The following is an 18,588-nucleotide window of genomic DNA, read 5'->3' on the forward strand; positions in this document are numbered from 1 at the left end:
TTGGACCGGGACGCTGCCTTTCCCTGTATAGTTTTTGGTGGAAGGGCGAGGTTTTGCTATCCTTTCCCCAAGGTAATTTCGAATCGCGTGAACAGTAGCCGTGCCTGGCACGGACCTTGGGGGAGGTTGATTGATGATCGGCAAATTTGTTTCCGGTGGAATCCGCAGGCTGACATTGACAGCAACGGTAGCGGCGGTGGCTTTGGCCGCTACGGGACAGGATGCGGCGGCCAACAACCTCAAGAAAGGGCTGATCGGGCTGGGAGCCGCGATCATCATCAACGAGGCGATCAAGAACGAACAGCGCAAGCAGGGAACGGCCACGTCTCCATCGTCGTCGTCATCCGGGGCCAAGACCGCAGACCCGGCTCGGGCGCGGGCGATGGACTTGCAGCGCAATCTGAACGCTTTGGGATTCAATGCCGGACCGGTTGACGGCCAGCCCGGTGCGCAGACCCGTGCGGCGGTGGAGGCCTATCAGGTGAGCCGGGGTTTCCCCGCGACCGGTGCTCTTTCGGCGATGCAACTGGTGGCGCTGGAGGCGGATGTCGCGCGGCGGCAGGGCGGCGGTTCCGCGACACCGGCGGTGCAGCGCAGCGCGATGTACGAAATGCAATCCTATCTCGATAGCCTGGGATACAACCCCGGCACCCCGGATGGCGCCTGGGGCCCACGGTCGCAGGCCGCGCTGGACCAGTTCCGCCGTGACCAGGGCCTTTATGGCGGTGGCGGAGCCCCGAGTGACACCGACTATGCGATGCTGCATTCACGGGTGCATGGCGTTGCGCCGGTTACGACACTGATGACGGCCGCGCCCATGGCGTCGCAGCCGGGCGCGCCGTCGGCAAGCGGCTTTGCCGCGACGTCGGCCCAGCCGGTGCCCCAGGGCGGCGGTTTCCCCGCCGCAGGCGCTTCTCCGACGATCAGCCCCAGTTTTGATTGCAACCTCGCCGCCACGCCGGCGGAAACCGCAATCTGCGGCAGTGCCCGGCTGGCGGATCTGGACAACCAGATCAATCGCGCCTTCCAGATGTCGGTGGCCCAACTGGGGCCAGACGCTGCGCGCGAGGCGCAAATGCGCTGGCTGGCGGGAAGAAACCTGTGCACCGGCAACGTCAATTGTCTTGAAAATTCCATGGTGGACCGGATCACGGAACTGACGGGGCTGCCGCCGGTGGCGACGGCGATGACTGCCGGCACGGCGGGCGTGTCCGGTGGAATGAACCTCGCCAGCCTGATCGGTACATCGCAGTCCGACGGTGCCGCCGTGCCTGCCGGTGAGCGGGTGCATATCATCGCCAACCGGTTTGCCGATGTGCCCCCGGGTTTCGAGGACCGGCTGATGATGCTGAACATCAAGGCCAACCCCGAGGTGCTGTCCAACCTGAGCACGGTGCAATCCCTGTACCTCGCCGCGCAGGTGAAGGCGACGGGGCAGGGCGCACATGTGGTGAACAACAGTTTCCGCCAGCATAACCAGCTTGAGCAGGAGGAAATCCTTCAGGCCTATCGGCAGCGGCTGATCGCCGACGCGCATGCGACGCCGGAAATCACTGAGGCGGCGCCGGTTTCGCTGGCTGTCTACCAGCCGGTGCAGGCGGGTACGTTCGAGGAGGGGCGCGGGCTGGCGCTCGGCGACATGGGGAGGACGGCAACGGCCGCCGGCACCACAAACAGCAGCGGACTGGCGCGGCTGACCGTGCGATACGACCTGCCGGTCGCCAACTACATTCCGGCGACGCGTGACGAAGCCAAGGCGCTGCTCGACAGGTTTGCGGCGGCGCAGGCGGCGCAGGAACGGCCGGTGCGCGTGATCTGGGGACGGGTGACGAAGCTGGGAAGCGACGAGACGCTGGCGGATTTCGCCACGCAGAGCAACGCCAACCGTGGCTTGCCGACGACGTTCATTCCCGAGAAGGTCACGCTGCATTTTCTGCCGCGCGGTGACCAGCAGTATTATCACCATCGGCCAGTGACGGCAGCGGACGAGGCGTTCTACACCTGGACGCTGGATAGCGGTGGCGACGACGCGCCCTCGGGCGAGCGCGACGCGTTGCAGGTGGCGCAGGAACTGGGACTGCCGATCGAGGGTGGGCACGTGGCCGTTGCCCGCGACGTCAACCGAGTGGCCGATGGTGAGCGCTGGACGACTTTCAACGCGCTGGCCTACATCGGTGACGAGCCGGATGCGGTGCGCGAAGGCCACAAGTTCGCCGGGGCGGCGCTGCTGTTGTTGCCGGCAGCCGAGCGGCGGGCCTTTTTCGGCGAGCGCCCGGTCGATCACTACAACAACCAGGGTGTGCAGTTGATGATGGCCAACAACGGCCAGAACCTTGCGGACCAGTTCTTCCCCGATGAATTTGCCCGCGAAGATGCGAAAGCGGCTTTCTTCGGCCAGCATTATGATCGCATTCTTGCACGCACGCCGCGGTTTCCGTTGCCGGTGCGGCACACCATATCGGTTCACCTTGGTGAGTACGATTTCGAGGGCGAGTTCTTCCCGCTGCGCTATGACTACAATTTCGTACAGGGGCAGGATGCCGCGCGGGTCGTAAGCCTGCCCGGGCGGACCCATTCCAACCGTTTCGTGCCCGGTCTGGTTTCGGTGGAGCGGATGAAGAATTTGCCGCAGCAGTTGCCGGTGGCGCGGGCGCAGGCGCGGACACTTCGCGATGCCCTGCCCGACGGCAGGCTGACGCTGGCCTGGTGGGCGACGTTGAACTGGCAGGAGGATGCCAGCGATATCGAGGCGCTGTTCGGCGGCAGTTCCGGCGGGCGCACGGTGTTGCGGCCCGGCCGGGCAACGCTGGAGCGGATCGGGTTGTTCGCGGATCCGGCACTGACGCAGGAACTGGTGACGATTGCGCCGGCGGACGTGCTGGTGCCGCTGCCGGAGGTCAAGCCGGTGGGCACGGAAGCCTCTGTCTTCGCACAGGATCTGCCTTCGGATGCCGTCATGAAGCTGGCGGCGATTGAACCGGCGAAGGGGGTGCAGATTCTGGGCACGATTGCCGGCACCATGGGTGGGGCGGACCGCATCTACGAGATGATCGGCAAATCCCAGCAGGCCGTGCAGCAGGCCAACGAGTTCGACGCGCCAGTGGCGTTGGCGGCCGTGGTGGAGGAGATGAAATCCTTCGACGGCAAGCCTGTATGGCTGGCCGGAACCGCGCGGTTGGGCAAGTATGACCTTGGCACCGAGACCTTTGACTTTACCGAGGGCTATCAGAACGTGCGCATCCAGGAAGGGACAGGGCGCACCCGGGTTAACATCGAGTGGGTCGGTGAGCCGATCTTCGAGTCCCTGCCGCTGGCCAAGGTGCAGGCGCGGCCCATCGTGGAAAACGATCAGCGTCAGATCGAGTTCATGGCGCTGGTCGAGCCGCAGGCCGTGCAGAACAACACGCGATTGGGCGGTGAGGACAACCCGCAGTTTAACCTGGTGGTTCGGCCGAAGGAAGTGATCTACTTCCAGCGCCCGCGCGAGCGCGACGCCGAGCCGGTGTTGCTGGCGTCCGTCGAATTCGGTGCGGCGAATGCGGAGCAGGACGAGCGGCTGAATCGTGAGTATCCGGCCGAACTGTTCACCGATTTGTCAGACACGCGGCTGGACGTGACACCGCATATCCTCGACCTGATGACGATCCGCGCCGCGGGGCGCCTGCCCGACGCGGCGGCCCTCGACATGATGATGCAGCAGGCCTGGGTTTACGAACAGCGTGCCATCAGCCAGCCGGGGCCGGGCTTCTTCGATGATATCGCGGAGCGGCCGACGGGGGGTACGGCGCTGGCGCTGCGGGAATCCTTCGGGAGTTACATGCAGGCAAAGGCGGCAGCGCTGGGTGACAAGTTCACACTGAGCATGGTGCGCCGAGCAGAAGACCCGCAAGCGTGCCAGACGGCGCAGGAAATCGGTTCCTACTACCGGCAGGATGCCCCTGTCTTCAAGGCACTGGGCAGCGCGGAGCAGGACATGCGCGACTTGCAGGAGGCGATGGCGCAGCAGGGACGCGACGCGGGTGCGTTCGCGGTCAACCGGCGTTACGGCCTGTTCCAGCAGCGGCGCGATGCGGTCAACGAGTATTGCCGTCAGTGGTTTGCCTTTGTCGTACTTGAAGGCGGGCTGCACGAAGGGCGCGCGGCTCGGGATCAGTCTGCGACGGAAGTGGACTTCACACTGGCCGAAGTGCGTGAATTCTCGGGCCAGAATGCAGTCTCCGACCTGGTGGTCACTGGCAAGGTGGAGGAAACGCGCACGATCGACCAGAATGGCCAATCAACCGTGCTGGCGCTGAAGGCACCCGAGCCGGAACCGGTGCCCGAACCAGAGCCTGTGGTCAATGCGGCCGTCACCGTGCCTGCAGAGGAAACGCCTGCACCTTCCGTACAGCCGACGCCGGAGCCGGAGCCGGACGTGGCGGAGACAGCCGAATGGCCCGAGCTGGCCGAATTCGCCATTCCGGTCTCGGATATCGACCTGCTCGGCCTGAAGATGGGCCAGAGCATGGCGGAAGCCGAGGACATCGTACTGGCGCTCGGGGGCGTACAGGCGGGGTATGAGACGCCCGCACCACCTGAAGCGGGACCGGGACCATTGGCGTATCAGCGTCTCTACCTGCTGCGCGACGGTGCGGAGATGATCGCGCTCGGCTCCTACGCGCCGGACGGGCCGTTGATGGGTGTGCTGCGGCGTATGGTCTTGCAGGAAGGCACTCTGCCTTTCGACAAGATTTCCGGAGCGCTGGAAGCGAAATACGGCGAACCCGACTTCAACATGCCGGAAGAAGGTATCTCCGGATGGGAGGGCAGCCGCGAGGATTGCTACATGATGCCTTATTCCGCCAGCCAACTGGATGATTTCAAGCGGATCGCGAATATCGGCGATGCGGAGTGGCAACCGGCAACGCGCGGTATGTCCGCCTGGCACCTGGGCTTGCCGCAGTATCCGGCAGACATGTTGAGCCACTTCGATGCCTGCGGCACGGTGTTGTCCTTCACGCGTGAACACCGCGAGACCTGGGGCCATTCCGGGTTCAACGTGACCTTCGTGGACCTGGAGGCCATCAGCCGCGCCAGCGAGGCAATGGCGGAGCCGGCGGATGCCGAGGACTTCGAGATCGAATTCTGATCATGAGAGGATATCACGTGAAGACCTTGTTGCCGGCGCTCCTGCTTGGTCTGGCGTTGCCTGTAAGTGCGCAGGATATCGATCTGGAGGCGCTGACCGCCAAGATTGACGCCCGGGCGGGCGATTACACTACGCTGGGGGAGATACTGGAAGGCACCGACGGACAGCGGGCTCTGGCGGCCTTCGACGTGATGATGGAGAGCGGTAACACGACGCTTGCCGAGATCGCCCTGACCCGGAGCCTTGCCGCGCCAGACCGTGAACTTCGGGCGCGGGCGCTGTGGGAAGCGATTTCCCGCAGGGACGGACTGGTGATTACGGTCGATACGTCCGAGATCGACGGGAACGAGACGGCGCTGGCGGTATTGGCGGAATGGGGCGGCCCAATTCAGACATGGCCGTTTTATCAGAAATTTCCGGAAACACAGTGCATCAACCTGTACAGCAGGAATGATTGCTACGCCGGGTACAACATCACGATTTCGGGCCTGAAGCTCGATATCGGCTATGAAAAGAAAATCAAGGGCACGTTCACGTTGACGGAGGACGGCGTGCTGCGCGGCAGGATCGCGCCGCCCGCTGCCGACAACCTGACATTTCCCGCCACAATCGACTTCCGCTGAAAGGTGTTTTCCATGTTGCGTTATCTCGTAATTCTGTCCTGCCTTGCTTTTCCCGCGCTGGCGCAGGTTTCCCTCGACGATCTCAATGCGGAGGTCGACGCGCGGGCGAAGGAGTTGACGACGTTCGAGGATGCGCTTGCCGATACGGACGAGAAGAAGGCGCTGGCCGCGATGCAGATTTTGATCGAACGGGGTGATGCGGACCAGAAGCGCATGGCGATCCGCTCGGGCCTCTATTCCACGAAACTTGCGATGCGCTCCGAAGTGCTGCGGGCAATTTTCAACAGTGCGCCGTCGATCAATGTCTACATGAAACCGCTGACGGAAAAGCCGACGAGCCAGTATATCGGATTCGTGAAGCGAAACTCCGGTGCCTTGCAGACCGATGGCCGAGGCTCCATCGTCATCAAGGTCGGCCCCTGGAAACCGGAAGAGCAATGCTGGCTTTACCAGAAAAACACCAATTATTGCCTTGCCACGCTGAATGCCGATGTCGTCAGCATGTCGCTGGCAACATGGGTTCAGCTGACACTGGATGAATCCGGGACATTGCGCGGCACATCGGAACTGGAAGGGACGCCCGTGGAAGTTTCGATCCCGTTGGCGCAGTAGAGCTATTCCAGACTGACGGCGTCCAACCGAACCGGGCTGCCGCCAGCCCACGCGTCGGTGATCGTCACGATCACGCGGCGGGCATAGGTGGCGCCGCGCTGCATGTCGAGGGAGCCGTCCGGGGCCATATCCTGCGCGAGAAAACGGCGGGAACGGTCTATGCCGTCGGTGGAAGTGTCGACGCGGACGGAGATGCCCTTGGGCACGAAACTCTCGGCATTGTCGGCGTGTGAGGTCAGGCGTATTCGGGAAAGCGTCGCCGTTTCGGGGGCCTCGAAAACAAGCGTTATGCCGCCTTGACCGATGGGGGCGATGTAGGGGGCGTTGCCTGCGATCATCTCCTCTGCGCTGAATCCCGGGCTTGTGGGATGGGATGACCACGACATCAGGCGAAACGGGCCGAGGTTGCTGACCTGGACGGCGGCGTCGCCGCACTGACCGGCGAGGACGGCGGCGCTGGCCGGGTCGCTGCAATCGTCGGCGCCCATACCTTCCACGAAGCGGGAGAGGCGGCCCACGATCTCGTCCATGCGGATGAGATACGCCTCGGTGCGGAGGCTGGCGTCGGTGACCATGCCGATGGGCACATCACCATCGAGCACGGTACTGCCACTGGTGCCCGCCCCGTAGTCGCGTTGCTCGCCTTCTGCCGGAACGATCGTCATCGTCTCGAAATCGACTGTCTGGATACGGGATCGGACCGCCTCGACCGAGGCCTGGTGATGGCGGACGAGGCGGACGGGCGCGCCCACGCGGGCTGCGGCGGGGATGGCGCGTGGCAGCGCAGCCCAGGCGGGACCGCAATTGCCGGTGATGGCGCCGCGTACGAGGGCCAGCGAGATGTCGAGCGCTTCGTCGGTTTCGTAGACGACCGAGGCGGAGCCGATCTCCACAGGGTCCTGCCCGGTGATCCGCAGACCGGACCGATTGCGGCCGTGGACATGTGTCGGCAGGATCAGGAAGCAATTGCCGCGGTGCTGGAAGAGAAAGCCGTGGCCGGTGCCGTCCTCGACCGAAACCACGCGCGCGAAGCCCGCGGGCGCGGTGGCGGCGATAAAGAGTAGAGTGATGATGAGTTTGCGGGTAAGGTCGGACAAAGGTTTCAAGAGTTTGAACGTAGACGCCATGATTACGCGATTCCCGTTTGTACTTGCCATTGCACTCGCCGGAGCGGCTGACGCTCAGGACAGTTCCAGCCCATTCGACCTTATCGAGTTTCACGAAGAGGTCTACCCGCGTGCGAAGGTCAGCACCTCCCTGGTGCTGGGCGTTATGTTTGGATCGGATGACGACCTCAGCGAGGCGCCGCGTATCCGGGCGACCCTGCCGGATGACTGGGCCAAGCCGGGCGAGATGACCTGCATTCGGGTAACCTCCAAGGACGGTACGTATGAATCGGCGGCTGCGTTCCGTTTGCGGGAAGAGCCGGAGGCTCCGCTGGCCAGTTTTCCGCATCCCACGGATGAAGGGCCGCTGATCGCCGAAAAGGCACTGGCGGTGAGGGCGACGCGGGGCGATTGCGCGCAGGAGGATGCGGCTTTCACTCCGGTCTACTGGAACTCGGTGGCGGACGATGCCGACACGCTAAACATATACCTCAATACCGGCGGCGCGGAGACGGTGCTGGCACTGGGGGTAGATGCCGATGCGTTCGCGGTTTTCTGCGAGGACGTGAAGGAAGAGAACGGTCTGAAATACACTGCTCTATGCCGCGTGCCGATCGACAAGTTGCCTGAAGACGACACCTTCACGGTCTACCTGGATGTGACCCGCAACCGAAACATCGAGTACTACGAGTTCGAGCTCAGTGTCGCGGGACGGTAGGGATTGGGCGAAGGCGGCCGTCGAAACCGTAGCGCGGGCGGTCAGGCCGTTCGTGCATGTGGTGGTGGGAGTGGTGAAGCTGATCCTGCGCCCGTTCCGGCACGATGTGCATCCCGGCCTGAAGCTGCTGGCGATCATCGGATATCTCTATGTCATCCAGTTCGGATACGTGCGGATTTATCCGACGAGCACGATCGTTACAGCGGAAACGACACGGCTGGAAGCGACGATGCAGGAGAATGCGGCAGCATGGGTGCTGGGAGACGTGACGATCTGCCGGAAGCGGCCAAGGCCGGACCGGAGCCTGCAGGGAACAGATGGCCCCTGCGCCCTCTCGACCTATGTCGTTACGCAGGTCGGAAGCGAAGTGGCGGCTGCCGGCGAGCGACCTGAAAGTTTCGTTCTCGACCCGCCGTTCGGAACAAGACTGGTGTTCGAGATCATAGGCGAAGATCTTGTGATCGCGGTCGATGAATTGCCGGACAGTGCCGCATCCTCGACCAAGTTCAGCGAGGATATGCTCGTTGTCGTCGGCGCAGAGCGGATCGAGGATCTGGGACGGTTTCTGTTTCACGCCCAGATCGGCATCGGGTCGCTGCCGAAGACGGAAGTCGGCGGCTATCTGGATGAAGGCAGGATCGTGTTTCGCGGGCCGACCTCGTTTTCCCTTATCTCCAAAGGCGCGTATGTGACGCTGCGCGAGGAAGATCTGGAAACTGGTGGTTTCGTGCGGTTCACGGATCGGCTGGGCGAACGGGACACGACAATGCTGGTACAGGTCATCGGCCAGCGGGACCGGATGGAGAAGGAGTCCTTCTTTCTAGTTCAGGCCACTGACGAAGGGGCGGAGGCGACGACCTGGGCGCTGCTGGAGTACGGTGGAAGCGAGACGATCAGGCTGGCACCGGGATTGCTCGACCTGTTGAAGGAGGACCCGCTGGTGATCGTGCTGGCCGCGATCGGCAGTGCCGCCGGATTGGTGGCGCTTTTTCCCGGCAGGAATGGCGTGTAGCGGGTTGGACCTTCCCCGGCTCTGCTGCTAGGAAAAACGCAGGGATAACAAAAATGGGACGGTCACGATGAGCAATGCTGTCAGAGAGACGGGGGCATTCTTTCCGAGGGACCGCGAATGGCATCCCAAGGCGCTGACGCCGGGTTACAAGACCAGCGTAGCGCGTTCGCCGCAGAAGGCCCCGATTTCCTTTGGCAACTCGCTGTCCGAAATCACGGGCCCGACTTTCGGGCACGGTCTCCTCGGACCGCTTGACGATGACCTGATCCTGAATTTCGCGCGGGAGGGCGAGAGTGCCATCGGAGAGCGCATCATCGTTCACGGCCGGCTGCTGGACGAGCGGGCGAAGCCGGTGCGTGGTGCGCTGCTGGAATTCTGGCAGGCGAATGCGGGCGGGCGCTACCGGCACAAGAAAGATGCCTACCTCGCGCCGCTCGACCCCAACTTCGGCGGTTGCGGACGGACGATTACGGATGAGGACGGCTATTATGCTTTCCGCACGATCAAGCCCGGTCCTTACCCCTGGCCCAACGGTGTCAACGACTGGCGGCCATCGCATATCCATTTCTCGGTGTTCGGCGACGGTTTCGCACAACGGCTGATCACGCAGATGTATTTCGAGGGTGACCCCCATATCCCGCTGTGCCCCATTGTCAATACGATCCCGGACAAGACCGCCATCGACCTGCTGACGGCGCGGCTGGACATGAATGCGACGATCCCGATGGACACGCGCGCCTACAAGTTCGACATCGTGTTGCGCGGGCGTCGGCAAACGCACTTCGAGAACCGGCCGGAGGGAATGTGATGCAGGAGCTTGGCTATCTTAAGGAAAGCGCTTCGCAGACAGCGGGGCCTTATGTGCATATCGGCTGCATGCCGAGCTACGTGGGGCTGGACGGCGTGTACCCGGAAAACCTCGGCCGGACGATGCTGGGCGAGGGCGTGAAGGGGCAGCAGATCACCATCGAGGGCCAGGTTGTCGACGGCACCGGGACGCCCCTGAAAGACGCGATGGTGGAAATCTGGCAGGCCGATGCCGCCGGGCTGTACAACAGCCCGTCTGAACGTCGCGGACAAGCTGACCCGGCATTCAGCGGTTGGGGGCGACAGGCGACGGATGCAGATTCGGGCCTGTTTACTTTCGAAACGATCAAGCCGGGTGCCGTACCATGGACCGACGGGAGGATGCAGGCGCCGCACATCTCTTTCTGGATCGTGGCGCGGGGGATTAACCTCGGCCTGAACACGCGGCTCTATTTCGAGGATGAAGCAGAGGCGAACGATGCCGACCCGCTGCTGGCGCGTATCGAGCATCGCAACCGGGTGAAGACGTTGATCGCCAAGAAGACAGACGCCGGGTATCGGTTCGACATCCATCTTCAGGGCCCGGACGAAACGGTTTTCTTCGATCTCTAGGACGGCGGCAGGGCCGCTGTCACCTCCACCTCCACCAGAAATTCAGGGCGGGTAAACCCGCTGACGATAACCAGGGTGGAGGTATATGCGGGCGGGTGCGGACCGAACCACGCATCGCGCGCGGCCATGTAGGCGGCCATGTGCATCCTGTCGGTGACATAGGCCGTAATCTTGACCACATGTTCGGACCCGGCCCCGGCTTCCGCGAGAATTGCCGCGATGTTGGCGAAACAGATATCGGCCTGTGCGCGCGCATCCGGGGGCACGCTTCCATCTGCCGCGAGGCCAAGCTGCCCCGAAGTGAGGATCAGGCGGGTGGCGCTGTCCAGTTCCACCCCGTGGGCGTAGCGGGCGAAGGGCGGGGCGATGGTGCCGGGCGTAAGCGGGCGCATACTGTCTTCTCCTCTGATGACGGTTGCATGATAGGCGCGCGGCGGGGCGGGGAAAGAGCCCGGCTTGAATATGGCATGCAATGCACCTTTTGGCGGCAGCGGCGAGAGCGAATGCCCGCCAAATGGACAGATGCCGGAAGAGGTGCCCAAACGGCGGCTTGCGGGTCTTCCCTTTCCGCGTAAGCTTCACAATCAATGGCGGTGTATCCAACACGGGAGAGTTTCATGAACACCAGATTGATCGCTGCGGCTGGCCTGATGGCTCTTGGCGGCACGGCGGCACTCGCCGACGGTCACATGACGAAAGCCGCCTTCGGCACCAACTGGCTGGCTCAGGCAGAGCATGGCGGCTTCTATCAGGCTGTTGCCGATGGCACCTACGCGGAATGCGGGTTGGATGTGGAGATCGTGCCGGGCGGGCCGCAGGTGAACAACCGGGCGCTGATGCTGGCAGGCAAGATCGACTTTCACATGGGCGGCGACATGCTGCAGGCGTTCAACGCGGTGAAACAGGGGATCCCTGTGGTATCCGTTGCGGCAATTTTTCAGAAACATCCGCAGGTGATCCTAGCGCATCCCGGCAAGGCAGAGACTTTCGAGGACCTCAAGGACCTGACGCTGCTGATCGGCGACAACGGCTTCGCCTCTTTCTATCAGTGGATGATCGCGGCCTACGGGTTCACACCGGAACAGCGGATGCCCTATACCTTCAACCCGGCACCCTTCATCGCTGACGATACCAAGGGAATGCAGGGTTATCTTTCCTCCGAACCCTTTGCTGTGGAGAAGGAAGCCGGCTGGAAGCCGGATGTCTTCCTGATCGCGGATGCCGGATACTCCACCTACGCCACGACGATCGAGACAATGGCCGAGACGATCGAGAGCAAGCCGGAAGTGGTCGAGTGTTTCGTCGATGGTTCGCTGACGGGTTGGTACAACTACCTGTGGGGTGACAGCTCGGTGGCAGATGCGGCGATCATCGCGGCTAACCCGGACATGACGCAGGACAAGATCGACTTCGCCAAGGCGTCGATGCTGGAGAACGGCATCGTCGACAGTGGCGACTCGCTGGAACTGGGAATCGGCGCGATGACCGACGAGAAAGTCGGCGATTTCTACGCGAAGATGGTTGAGGCCGGGGTGATCGAGGACGGGATCGACTGGAAAGCGGCTTACACGACCGAGTTCACCAACAAGAAGGTGGGCATGGACATCAAGCCCGAGTGATACTGAACGGGCAGGTCGACAGGACCTGCCCGAACCGACAGGAACCATCCATGACAGACGCGACGGCACGCGAGGAAATCCTGCGCGTGGAGAATGTGGGCAAGACATTCAACGGCAGTGTCGTTGCCCTGAAGGGCATGACGCTCTCGGTGGGCAAAGGCGACTTCATCTCGCTGCTTGGGCCTTCGGGGTGTGGAAAATCGACGGCATTGCGGCTGATTGCCGACCTGATTCACCCGACGGCTGGGCGGATCAACTGGACCGGCGGACAGGGTGCGGGAGATCTCGGCGTCGTCTTTCAGGAGCCGACGCTGATGCCTTGGGCCACGGTGGCACAGAACGTGTTTCTGCCCTTCCGTCTGCGGGGGCGAAAATTTGCGGATGTCGAGGGTGAGATACTGGACGCGCTGGAGATGGTGGGGCTGGCAAAGTTCGCCCGGTCCTACCCGCGGGAGCTTTCCGGTGGCATGAAGATGCGGGTGTCCATCGCGCGGGCAATGGTGACGCGACCCCGGCTGATCCTGATGGATGAGCCTTTTGCGGCGCTGGACGAGATCACCCGTTTCAAGCTGAACAATGACCTGCTGGAGATGAAGGCACGGATCGGATGCACGGTTATTTTCGTGACGCACTCGGTTTTCGAGAGTGTATTTCTTTCCGACCGGATTGTGGTGATGGCGGCGCGGCCCGGCAGGGTCATCCGCGAACTGCGGGTCGACGAGGCCTATCCACGCGACGAGGAATTTCGCACCTCGGCCAAATATGCCGCCTACACGCGCGAGGCGACGGCGGCGCTGCACGAAGCTATGGGAGAGACGGCATGAGCGTGACGGCGGCGTCGGATGTCCGCGAGGAGGGCGCGACTGTCGATGCCGACGAATTGCGGCGGCGGCAGCGGCAAAGGTTCGAGAAGGTCGGCCGTTGGCTGTTGCCCGTCATCATGCTGTCGGCAACTCTCTGGGCGTGGGACAGGGTGGTGACGGTCAACGAGATTCCACCCTACATATTGCCGGGCCCCGGACTGGTGGGCGAGACGCTGGTGCAGGACTGGGGCACGCTTTCCGGCTCGCTGCTGGTGACGGTGCAGATCACGCTGATGGCGTTGACGGTGGCGGTGATCGGCGGCGTTGGGCTGGCCATTTTGTTCACGCAATCGCGGATCGTGGAAATGAGCTTCTTCCCCTACGCCGTGATCCTGCAGGTGACGCCAGTGGTGGCGATCGCGCCGCTGATTTTCATCTATGTGGACAACCGGATGGTCGGGCTGTTGCTGTGCGCATGGATCGTGGCCTTTTTCCCGGTGTTGTCGAACACGACACTGGGGCTGAATTCGGCCGACCATAACCTGCGCGACCTGTTCCGGATCTATGGCGCGACGCGGTGGCAGCGGCTGCGGTATCTGCAATTGCCGTCAGCGCTGCCCTACTTTCTCGGTGGTTTGCGGATCGCTGGCGGGCTGGCGCTGATCGGCGCGGTGGTGGCGGAGTTCGTGGCCGGCACCGGCGGTCGGGCCTCTGGCCTTGCGTTTCGCATCCAGGAGGCCGGCTATCAACTCAACATTCCGCGCATGTTCGCGGGCCTTGCCCTGATCGCTGCGACGGGCGTGGTGATCTATGCCTTGCTGAGCCTTTTGAGTTATCTTCTTCTCCGCAAATGGCACGAAAGCGCGATCAAGCGGGAGGGATGATGGATTTCAGGAAATTGCCGAGTGGCGCCGTCACGTTGCGTGATGTGCGGGTGCCCGGATGCTTGCTTGGGGACAAGGCGGCGTTCGTAAAGCGGGACATTCATCTGCGTGATGGCCAGATCAGCGATACACCGGGCGAAGCCGTGGATATGGGCGGGGCGATCGTGCTGCCATGTTTCGTGGACATGCATACACACCTCGACAAGGGCCATATCTGGCCGAGGGCGGCCAACCCGGATGGGACGTTCATGGGGGCGTTGACGACGGTGCGGGCTGACAGTTCGGCGAACTGGAGCGCGGAAGATGTGCGTCGCCGGATGGATTTCTCGCTGCGTTGCGCCTTTGCGCACGGCACTCGGGCGATCCGAACCCATATAGACAGCATCGCGCCGCAGGATGAGATTTCGTGGCCGGTTTTCAGGGAAATGCGTGAAGAATGGGCCGGGCGGATCGACCTTCAGGGCGCCTGTCTTATCGCCTGTGACCGAATGGAGCCGGAAGGCCGTTTCCGTGAAACGGCTGATCGGGTGGCGGACGCGGGTGGCGTTTTGGGCATGGTGACGTATCCGGTGCCCGACCTGCGCGCGCGCGTTGAAGGCTTCTTGCGGTTGGCGATGGAGCGCGGTCTCGAAGCGGATTTCCACGTGGACGAGACGCTTGACCCGGAGAGCCAGACGCTGCGCGTCGTGGCAGAGACGGCGCGGGACCTGAGCTTCGACAAGCCGATCACGGTCGGCCATCTCTGCTCGCTGTCTGCGCAGGAGACGGGCGTGGCGATGGACACGATCGATCTGGTGGCGGAGGTGGGGCTGAACGTCGTTTCACTGCCGATGTGCAACCTGTATCTGCAGAACCGGCACAACCACCGGACGCCGCGAAAGCGGGGCATCACGCTCGTGCATGAGATGAAGGTGCGCGGAATCAACGTGAGTTTCGCCTCCGACAACACCCGCGATCCGTTCTACGCCTACGGTGACATGGACATGATCGAGGTGATGCGCGAAGCGACGCGCATCGGGCACCTCGATCACACCGGCGACGACTGGGTGAATGCCTTCACGGCCAATCCGGCAAAGGCCTGCGGTTTCGCGGCGCCAAGTTTCGCGGCCGGGGCTTCCGCCGACCTGGTAATCTGCAAGGCACGAAGCTGGGGCGAGTTCTTCGCCCGGCCGCAGGCGGACAGGATCGTGGTGCGCGGCGGCAAACAGATAGACCGGACATTGCCGGAATATTCGGAACTGGATGACCTTGTAGGAGTACCATGAATATCGAAGCAGCCAAGGCGGCGCTGAGCCATCTCGACATCGAGGGGAACGAGAATTCCATAAGGGCCAAGAGCCGTGATTTCTTCTGGTATTCGCCGGTTCTGAAGGCGAGGCTGGATCACATTGTTGCCGACTTCGTCGTTTCGCCCCGCAACGAGGCCGAAGTGATCGAGGTTCTGAGGGTCTGCCATCAGCATGACGTCCCGGTGACGACGCGCGGGGCGGGTACCGGCAACTACGGACAGGCGATGCCGCTGGCGGGCGGCTGTGTCATGCATCTGCGGCACATGTCTGCCGTGAAGGAGATCCATCCGGGCCGGGTAATCGTGGAGCCAGGGTGCCTGCTGAAGGATCTGGACGCTGCCACCAAGGCGCATTCCGGGCAGGAAATCCGCATGTTTTCATCGACATGGGCGACGGCCACGATCGGCGGGTTCATCGCCGGCGGCTCGGGTGGCGTCGGCTCCTGCACCTGGGGAAGCTTGCGCGACCTTGGAAATATCATCCGCCTGCGTGTGGTAACGATGGAGGCGGAACCGCGGGTGCTGGAGTTTCGTGGTGAAGAATTGCCACGGGTCAGCCACGCCTACGGAACCAACGGGATAATCACCGAGGTGGAGATACCGCTGGCGCCGGCCTACGAGTGGGTCGAGATGTTCGTCGCCTGCGATAACTTCATGGAGGCGGTTCGGTTTACACATGATCTCGGTAACCAGGATGGCATCCTGATCAAGCTCGGGTCGGTCTATGAGGCGCCGATTGCCAAGAACTATTTTCAGCGGGTGGCGCCACATGTGGATGCGGGTACGAGCGTTATCGGCCTGATGGTGGCACCCCATTCGATGGACGGTTTCGAGACGTTTCTCGGACGGCGGCCCGAAGCGCGGGTGATCTACCGCTCCGACGCCAGCGACTGGGAGCGTGGGCCGGGGCCGGTCTTCGAGTACGGCTGGAACCACACGACCTTGCGGGCGCTGCGGGTGGACCCGTCGATCACCTATCTGCAGGTGCGCTATGGATACCCCGATACCCTTGATTTGATTGAAAAGATGCGCAGTGCGCTGTCTCCAGAAGTGATGCAGCACCTGGAGCTGATCCGTGAAAGCGGGCGACTGATCTACGCGGGTCTCAGTCTTGTGAAATTCACAACGGAGGAGCGGTTGGACGAGATCGTGCGGATGCACGAGGAAGCCGGCGCGATGATTTTCAATCCACATCGCTATACGCTGGAGGAAGGCGGACGGCAGACGGTGGATGACCGGCAGTTGCGGTTCAAGCAGGAAGCTGACCCGAAAGGGCTGCTGAACCCCGGCAAGATGATCAGTTGGGACGATCCGGACTGGACGTTCGACAAGATGTACGCCTACCCCAAGCTGAAGGCGGCGACGTAGATGCCGCGGGCGCTGGTTTTGTTTGCGCACCCGTGCGCGGAAAGCTTCTCTGCCGCCCTGCACGATCAGGTGGTTGAATCATTTCAGAAAAGTGGCTGGGACGTTGATGATTGCGACCTTAACGCCGAAGGGTTTTCGCCGGTACTGACGGAGGTGGAGCGGCGGGGCTATCACGATGAACCGACCAATATCGAGCCGGTGCGGGACTATGTCGAACGCCTGCGGGCGGCCGAGGCGCTGGTAATGGTCTTTCCGGTTTGGAATTTCGGCTATCCGGCCATTCTCAAGGGATTTCTCGATCGCGTGTTCCTGCCCGGCGTGTCGTTCAAGCTGGTCGATGGAAAGGTGCGGCCAAACCTGACGCACATCCGCAAACTTGCGGCGGTGACGACCTATGGCGGGACGCGGGTGCGGGCAATCATGGCGGGTGATCCGCCGCGCAAATGTGTGACACGGGCGGTCTGGCACGTGTGCCGGCCAGAGAAGATGAGGTATCTTGCGCTTTACGACATGAACCGGGCAAGTGACGGAAAACGCTCCGAATTCCTGAGCCGGGTCGGGCGTGAGATGGAGGCGTTCTGAATGCGGGCACTGGTGGTTTATGCGCATCCCCGACCGGGCAGCTTCAACGCGGCGGTTCGGGACGTGGTGCTGGAGAAACTGCGGGAGGCCGGGGCGGAGGTGCGACTGGTGGATCTGTATCGCGATGGGTTCGCGGCTTGTCTTACAGCCGGTGAGCTGGAGGCCTACGAGGATACTGAGCGCAATTGTGGACCAGTGGCAGCCCATGCGGATGCGCTGAAATGGTGCGACACGTTGATCTTCGTCTATCCGACATGGTGGTACGGTTTGCCAGCGATTCTAAAGGGTTGGTTGGACCGCGTCCTGTTGCCGGGGGTAGCATTTCTGATGCCGGACGACGCGCATCCGGACATTCGGCCCGGGTTGACGCATGTGAAAAAGCTGGCCGTGTTCACGACCTGTGGTGCGAGTTGGTGGCTGACGGCACTGGTGGGAGCACCGGGGCGCAGAACATTGTTGCGTGGCGTCAGATTCATCTGCGCAAAACGCTGTCGGAGCTATTTTGTAGCGCATTATCTCATGGATAGTTCTACCGATCAGAGTCGCAGGCGGCATCTGGCGCGGGTAGGTCGGACCATGGAGAAGATGACCGGCGGCATGGCACGCGGCCAGGAGGTGGAGGCATGACACGACGGCTGGACTGGTATGAGTACCGGGCATCGGAATTCGAAAATATCGTTGCGGATCAGACGATTGCGATACTGCCGACGGCGGCGGTGGAGCAGCACGGGCCGCATCTGCCGGTGGGCGTTGACACGATGATCGCCGAGGGGATGCTGGCGACGTTTCGCGCGGCGTGCCCCGACGATCTGGATGTGCGCATCCTGCCGGTGCAGGCGGTGGGCAAGTCCAACGAGCATCTTTGGGCGAAGGGCACACTGACGCTTTCGGCTGATAGTGCATTGAAATCATGGGTGGAAATCGGGCTTTCGGTGGCGCGGGCAGGGGTGCGCAAGATCGTGATCGTCAATTCGCATGGCGGAAATCTGGACCTCGTGTCGATTCTTTCGCGGGAGTTGCGGGTGCAGGCGGGGATGCTGGCGGTGAAGTGCCAGTGGGGCGCCTTCGGGCACCCGGAGGGGATTTATTCGGACTTTGAAAGAACTTATGGGATTCACGGTGGCGATATAGAGACATCGCTGATGCTGAATTTCCGACCTGAGACGGTGGATATGGCGAAGGCCGAGACCTTCCGCTCCTCGGCCGAGGTAACGGAAATTTCGCCTGTCGGACCAATCAGTTACGGGTGGATTGCGTCCGATCTCGGGCCAGCGGGCGTGGCCGGCGACGCAGCCTTGGCGACGGCGGAGAAGGGCAGGCTGACGGCAGAGCATCAGGTGGCGGGGTTCATCGAACTGCTGCGGAAGGTGCAGCGAATGGAGGTGCCGGGCAGCACCTGAGGCGTCGTATGGATTTGGTATGGTTT

At 62.5% G+C, this 18,588-nt stretch carries 17 protein-coding genes; 15 read left to right on the forward strand and 2 right to left on the reverse strand.

The genetic code is table 11. From position 1 onward, the window contains the following. Positions 1-133 precede the first annotated feature (133 nt). Genes GO499_RS01040 through GO499_RS01050 form a run of 3 tightly spaced genes read left to right on the forward strand, consistent with a single transcriptional unit; the run spans position 134 to position 6,363 of the window. Positions 134-5,128, forward strand: coding sequence for a peptidoglycan-binding protein (locus GO499_RS01040; RefSeq protein ID WP_161860434.1), 4,995 nt, complete (start codon positions 134-136; stop codon positions 5,126-5,128). Between the two features lie 17 nt (positions 5,129-5,145). Then, on the forward strand, positions 5,146-5,751 hold the full coding sequence (locus tag GO499_RS01045; protein ID WP_161860435.1) for a hypothetical protein: 606 nt from the start codon (positions 5,146-5,148) through the stop codon (positions 5,749-5,751). 12 nt (positions 5,752-5,763) lie between these two features. After that, positions 5,764-6,363 carry a hypothetical protein gene (locus GO499_RS01050; RefSeq protein ID WP_161860436.1) on the forward strand — a complete coding sequence of 200 codons (600 nt, stop codon included), beginning with the start codon at positions 5,764-5,766 and terminating at the stop codon, positions 6,361-6,363. A gap of 2 nt (positions 6,364-6,365) precedes the next feature. On the opposite strand, the gene GO499_RS01055 is transcribed toward GO499_RS01050, so the two are convergent. Further along, complete coding sequence (locus GO499_RS01055; protein ID WP_161860437.1) at positions 6,366-7,490, reverse strand: hypothetical protein; 1,125 nt, start codon at positions 7,488-7,490, stop codon at positions 6,366-6,368. Between GO499_RS01055 and GO499_RS01060 the strand changes: the two genes are divergently transcribed. The 4 genes from GO499_RS01060 to pcaG all read left to right on the forward strand — a co-directional run bounded on the left by GO499_RS01060 (position 7,489) and on the right by pcaG (position 10,618). Further along, complete coding sequence (locus GO499_RS01060) at positions 7,489-8,187, forward strand: hypothetical protein (protein ID WP_161860438.1); 699 nt, start codon at positions 7,489-7,491, stop codon at positions 8,185-8,187. The two genes, GO499_RS01055 and GO499_RS01060, sit on opposite strands and share 2 nt — an antisense overlap. After that, complete coding sequence (locus GO499_RS01065; RefSeq protein ID WP_161860439.1) at positions 8,171-9,199, forward strand: hypothetical protein; 1,029 nt, start codon at positions 8,171-8,173, stop codon at positions 9,197-9,199. The genes GO499_RS01060 and GO499_RS01065 overlap by 17 nt, the downstream gene beginning before the upstream one ends. 67 nt (positions 9,200-9,266) lie before the next feature. Further along, positions 9,267-10,007: a protocatechuate 3,4-dioxygenase subunit beta gene (pcaH, locus tag GO499_RS01070; RefSeq protein WP_161860440.1), complete on the forward strand. Its 741-nt coding sequence runs from the start codon at positions 9,267-9,269 to the stop codon at positions 10,005-10,007. Then, complete coding sequence (gene pcaG / locus GO499_RS01075; protein ID WP_284154849.1) at positions 10,007-10,618, forward strand: protocatechuate 3,4-dioxygenase subunit alpha; 612 nt, start codon at positions 10,007-10,009, stop codon at positions 10,616-10,618. Before pcaH ends, pcaG begins: the two co-directional genes overlap by 1 nt. On the opposite strand, the gene GO499_RS01080 is transcribed toward pcaG, so the two are convergent. Further along, positions 10,615-11,010 (reverse strand): RidA family protein, encoded by a 396-nt coding sequence (locus GO499_RS01080; RefSeq protein WP_161860442.1) that lies wholly within the window; start codon positions 11,008-11,010, stop codon positions 10,615-10,617. The two genes, pcaG and GO499_RS01080, sit on opposite strands and share 4 nt — an antisense overlap. Positions 11,011-11,235: 225 nt before the next feature. Here GO499_RS01080 and GO499_RS01085 point away from each other — a divergent pair, with 225 nt between their 5' ends. Genes GO499_RS01085 through GO499_RS01120 form a run of 8 tightly spaced genes read left to right on the forward strand, consistent with a single transcriptional unit; the run spans position 11,236 to position 18,562 of the window. Further along, on the forward strand, positions 11,236-12,237 hold the full coding sequence (locus GO499_RS01085) for an ABC transporter substrate-binding protein (RefSeq protein ID WP_161860443.1): 1,002 nt from the start codon (positions 11,236-11,238) through the stop codon (positions 12,235-12,237). Positions 12,238-12,287: 50 nt separating this feature from the next. After that, positions 12,288-13,061 carry an ABC transporter ATP-binding protein gene (locus tag GO499_RS01090; protein ID WP_161860444.1) on the forward strand — a complete coding sequence of 258 codons (774 nt, stop codon included), beginning with the start codon at positions 12,288-12,290 and terminating at the stop codon, positions 13,059-13,061. Further along, positions 13,058-13,924, forward strand: coding sequence for an ABC transporter permease (locus GO499_RS01095; protein ID WP_161860445.1), 867 nt, complete (start codon positions 13,058-13,060; stop codon positions 13,922-13,924). Before GO499_RS01090 ends, GO499_RS01095 begins: the two co-directional genes overlap by 4 nt. Continuing rightward, positions 13,924-15,189 (forward strand): cytosine deaminase, encoded by a 1,266-nt coding sequence (locus GO499_RS01100; RefSeq protein WP_161860446.1) that lies wholly within the window; start codon positions 13,924-13,926, stop codon positions 15,187-15,189. The genes GO499_RS01095 and GO499_RS01100 overlap by 1 nt, the downstream gene beginning before the upstream one ends. Further along, positions 15,186-16,580 (forward strand): FAD-binding oxidoreductase, encoded by a 1,395-nt coding sequence (locus GO499_RS01105; RefSeq protein WP_161860447.1) that lies wholly within the window; start codon positions 15,186-15,188, stop codon positions 16,578-16,580. Before GO499_RS01100 ends, GO499_RS01105 begins: the two co-directional genes overlap by 4 nt. Beyond that, a complete protein-coding gene (locus GO499_RS01110; RefSeq protein ID WP_161860448.1) occupies positions 16,581-17,162 on the forward strand; it encodes an NAD(P)H-dependent oxidoreductase in 582 nt (193 codons plus the stop codon). It begins immediately after the preceding gene. Further along, positions 17,163-17,789: an NAD(P)H-dependent oxidoreductase gene (locus GO499_RS01115; RefSeq protein ID WP_161860449.1), complete on the forward strand. Its 627-nt coding sequence runs from the start codon at positions 17,163-17,165 to the stop codon at positions 17,787-17,789. Then, on the forward strand, positions 17,786-18,562 hold the full coding sequence (locus GO499_RS01120; RefSeq protein WP_161860450.1) for a creatininase family protein: 777 nt from the start codon (positions 17,786-17,788) through the stop codon (positions 18,560-18,562). The genes GO499_RS01115 and GO499_RS01120 overlap by 4 nt, the downstream gene beginning before the upstream one ends. The last annotated feature ends 26 nt before the right edge of the window (positions 18,563-18,588 follow it).

The organism is Algicella marina (genome assembly GCF_009931615.1).
GTDB classification, from domain to species: domain Bacteria; phylum Pseudomonadota; class Alphaproteobacteria; order Rhodobacterales; family Rhodobacteraceae; genus Algicella; species Algicella marina.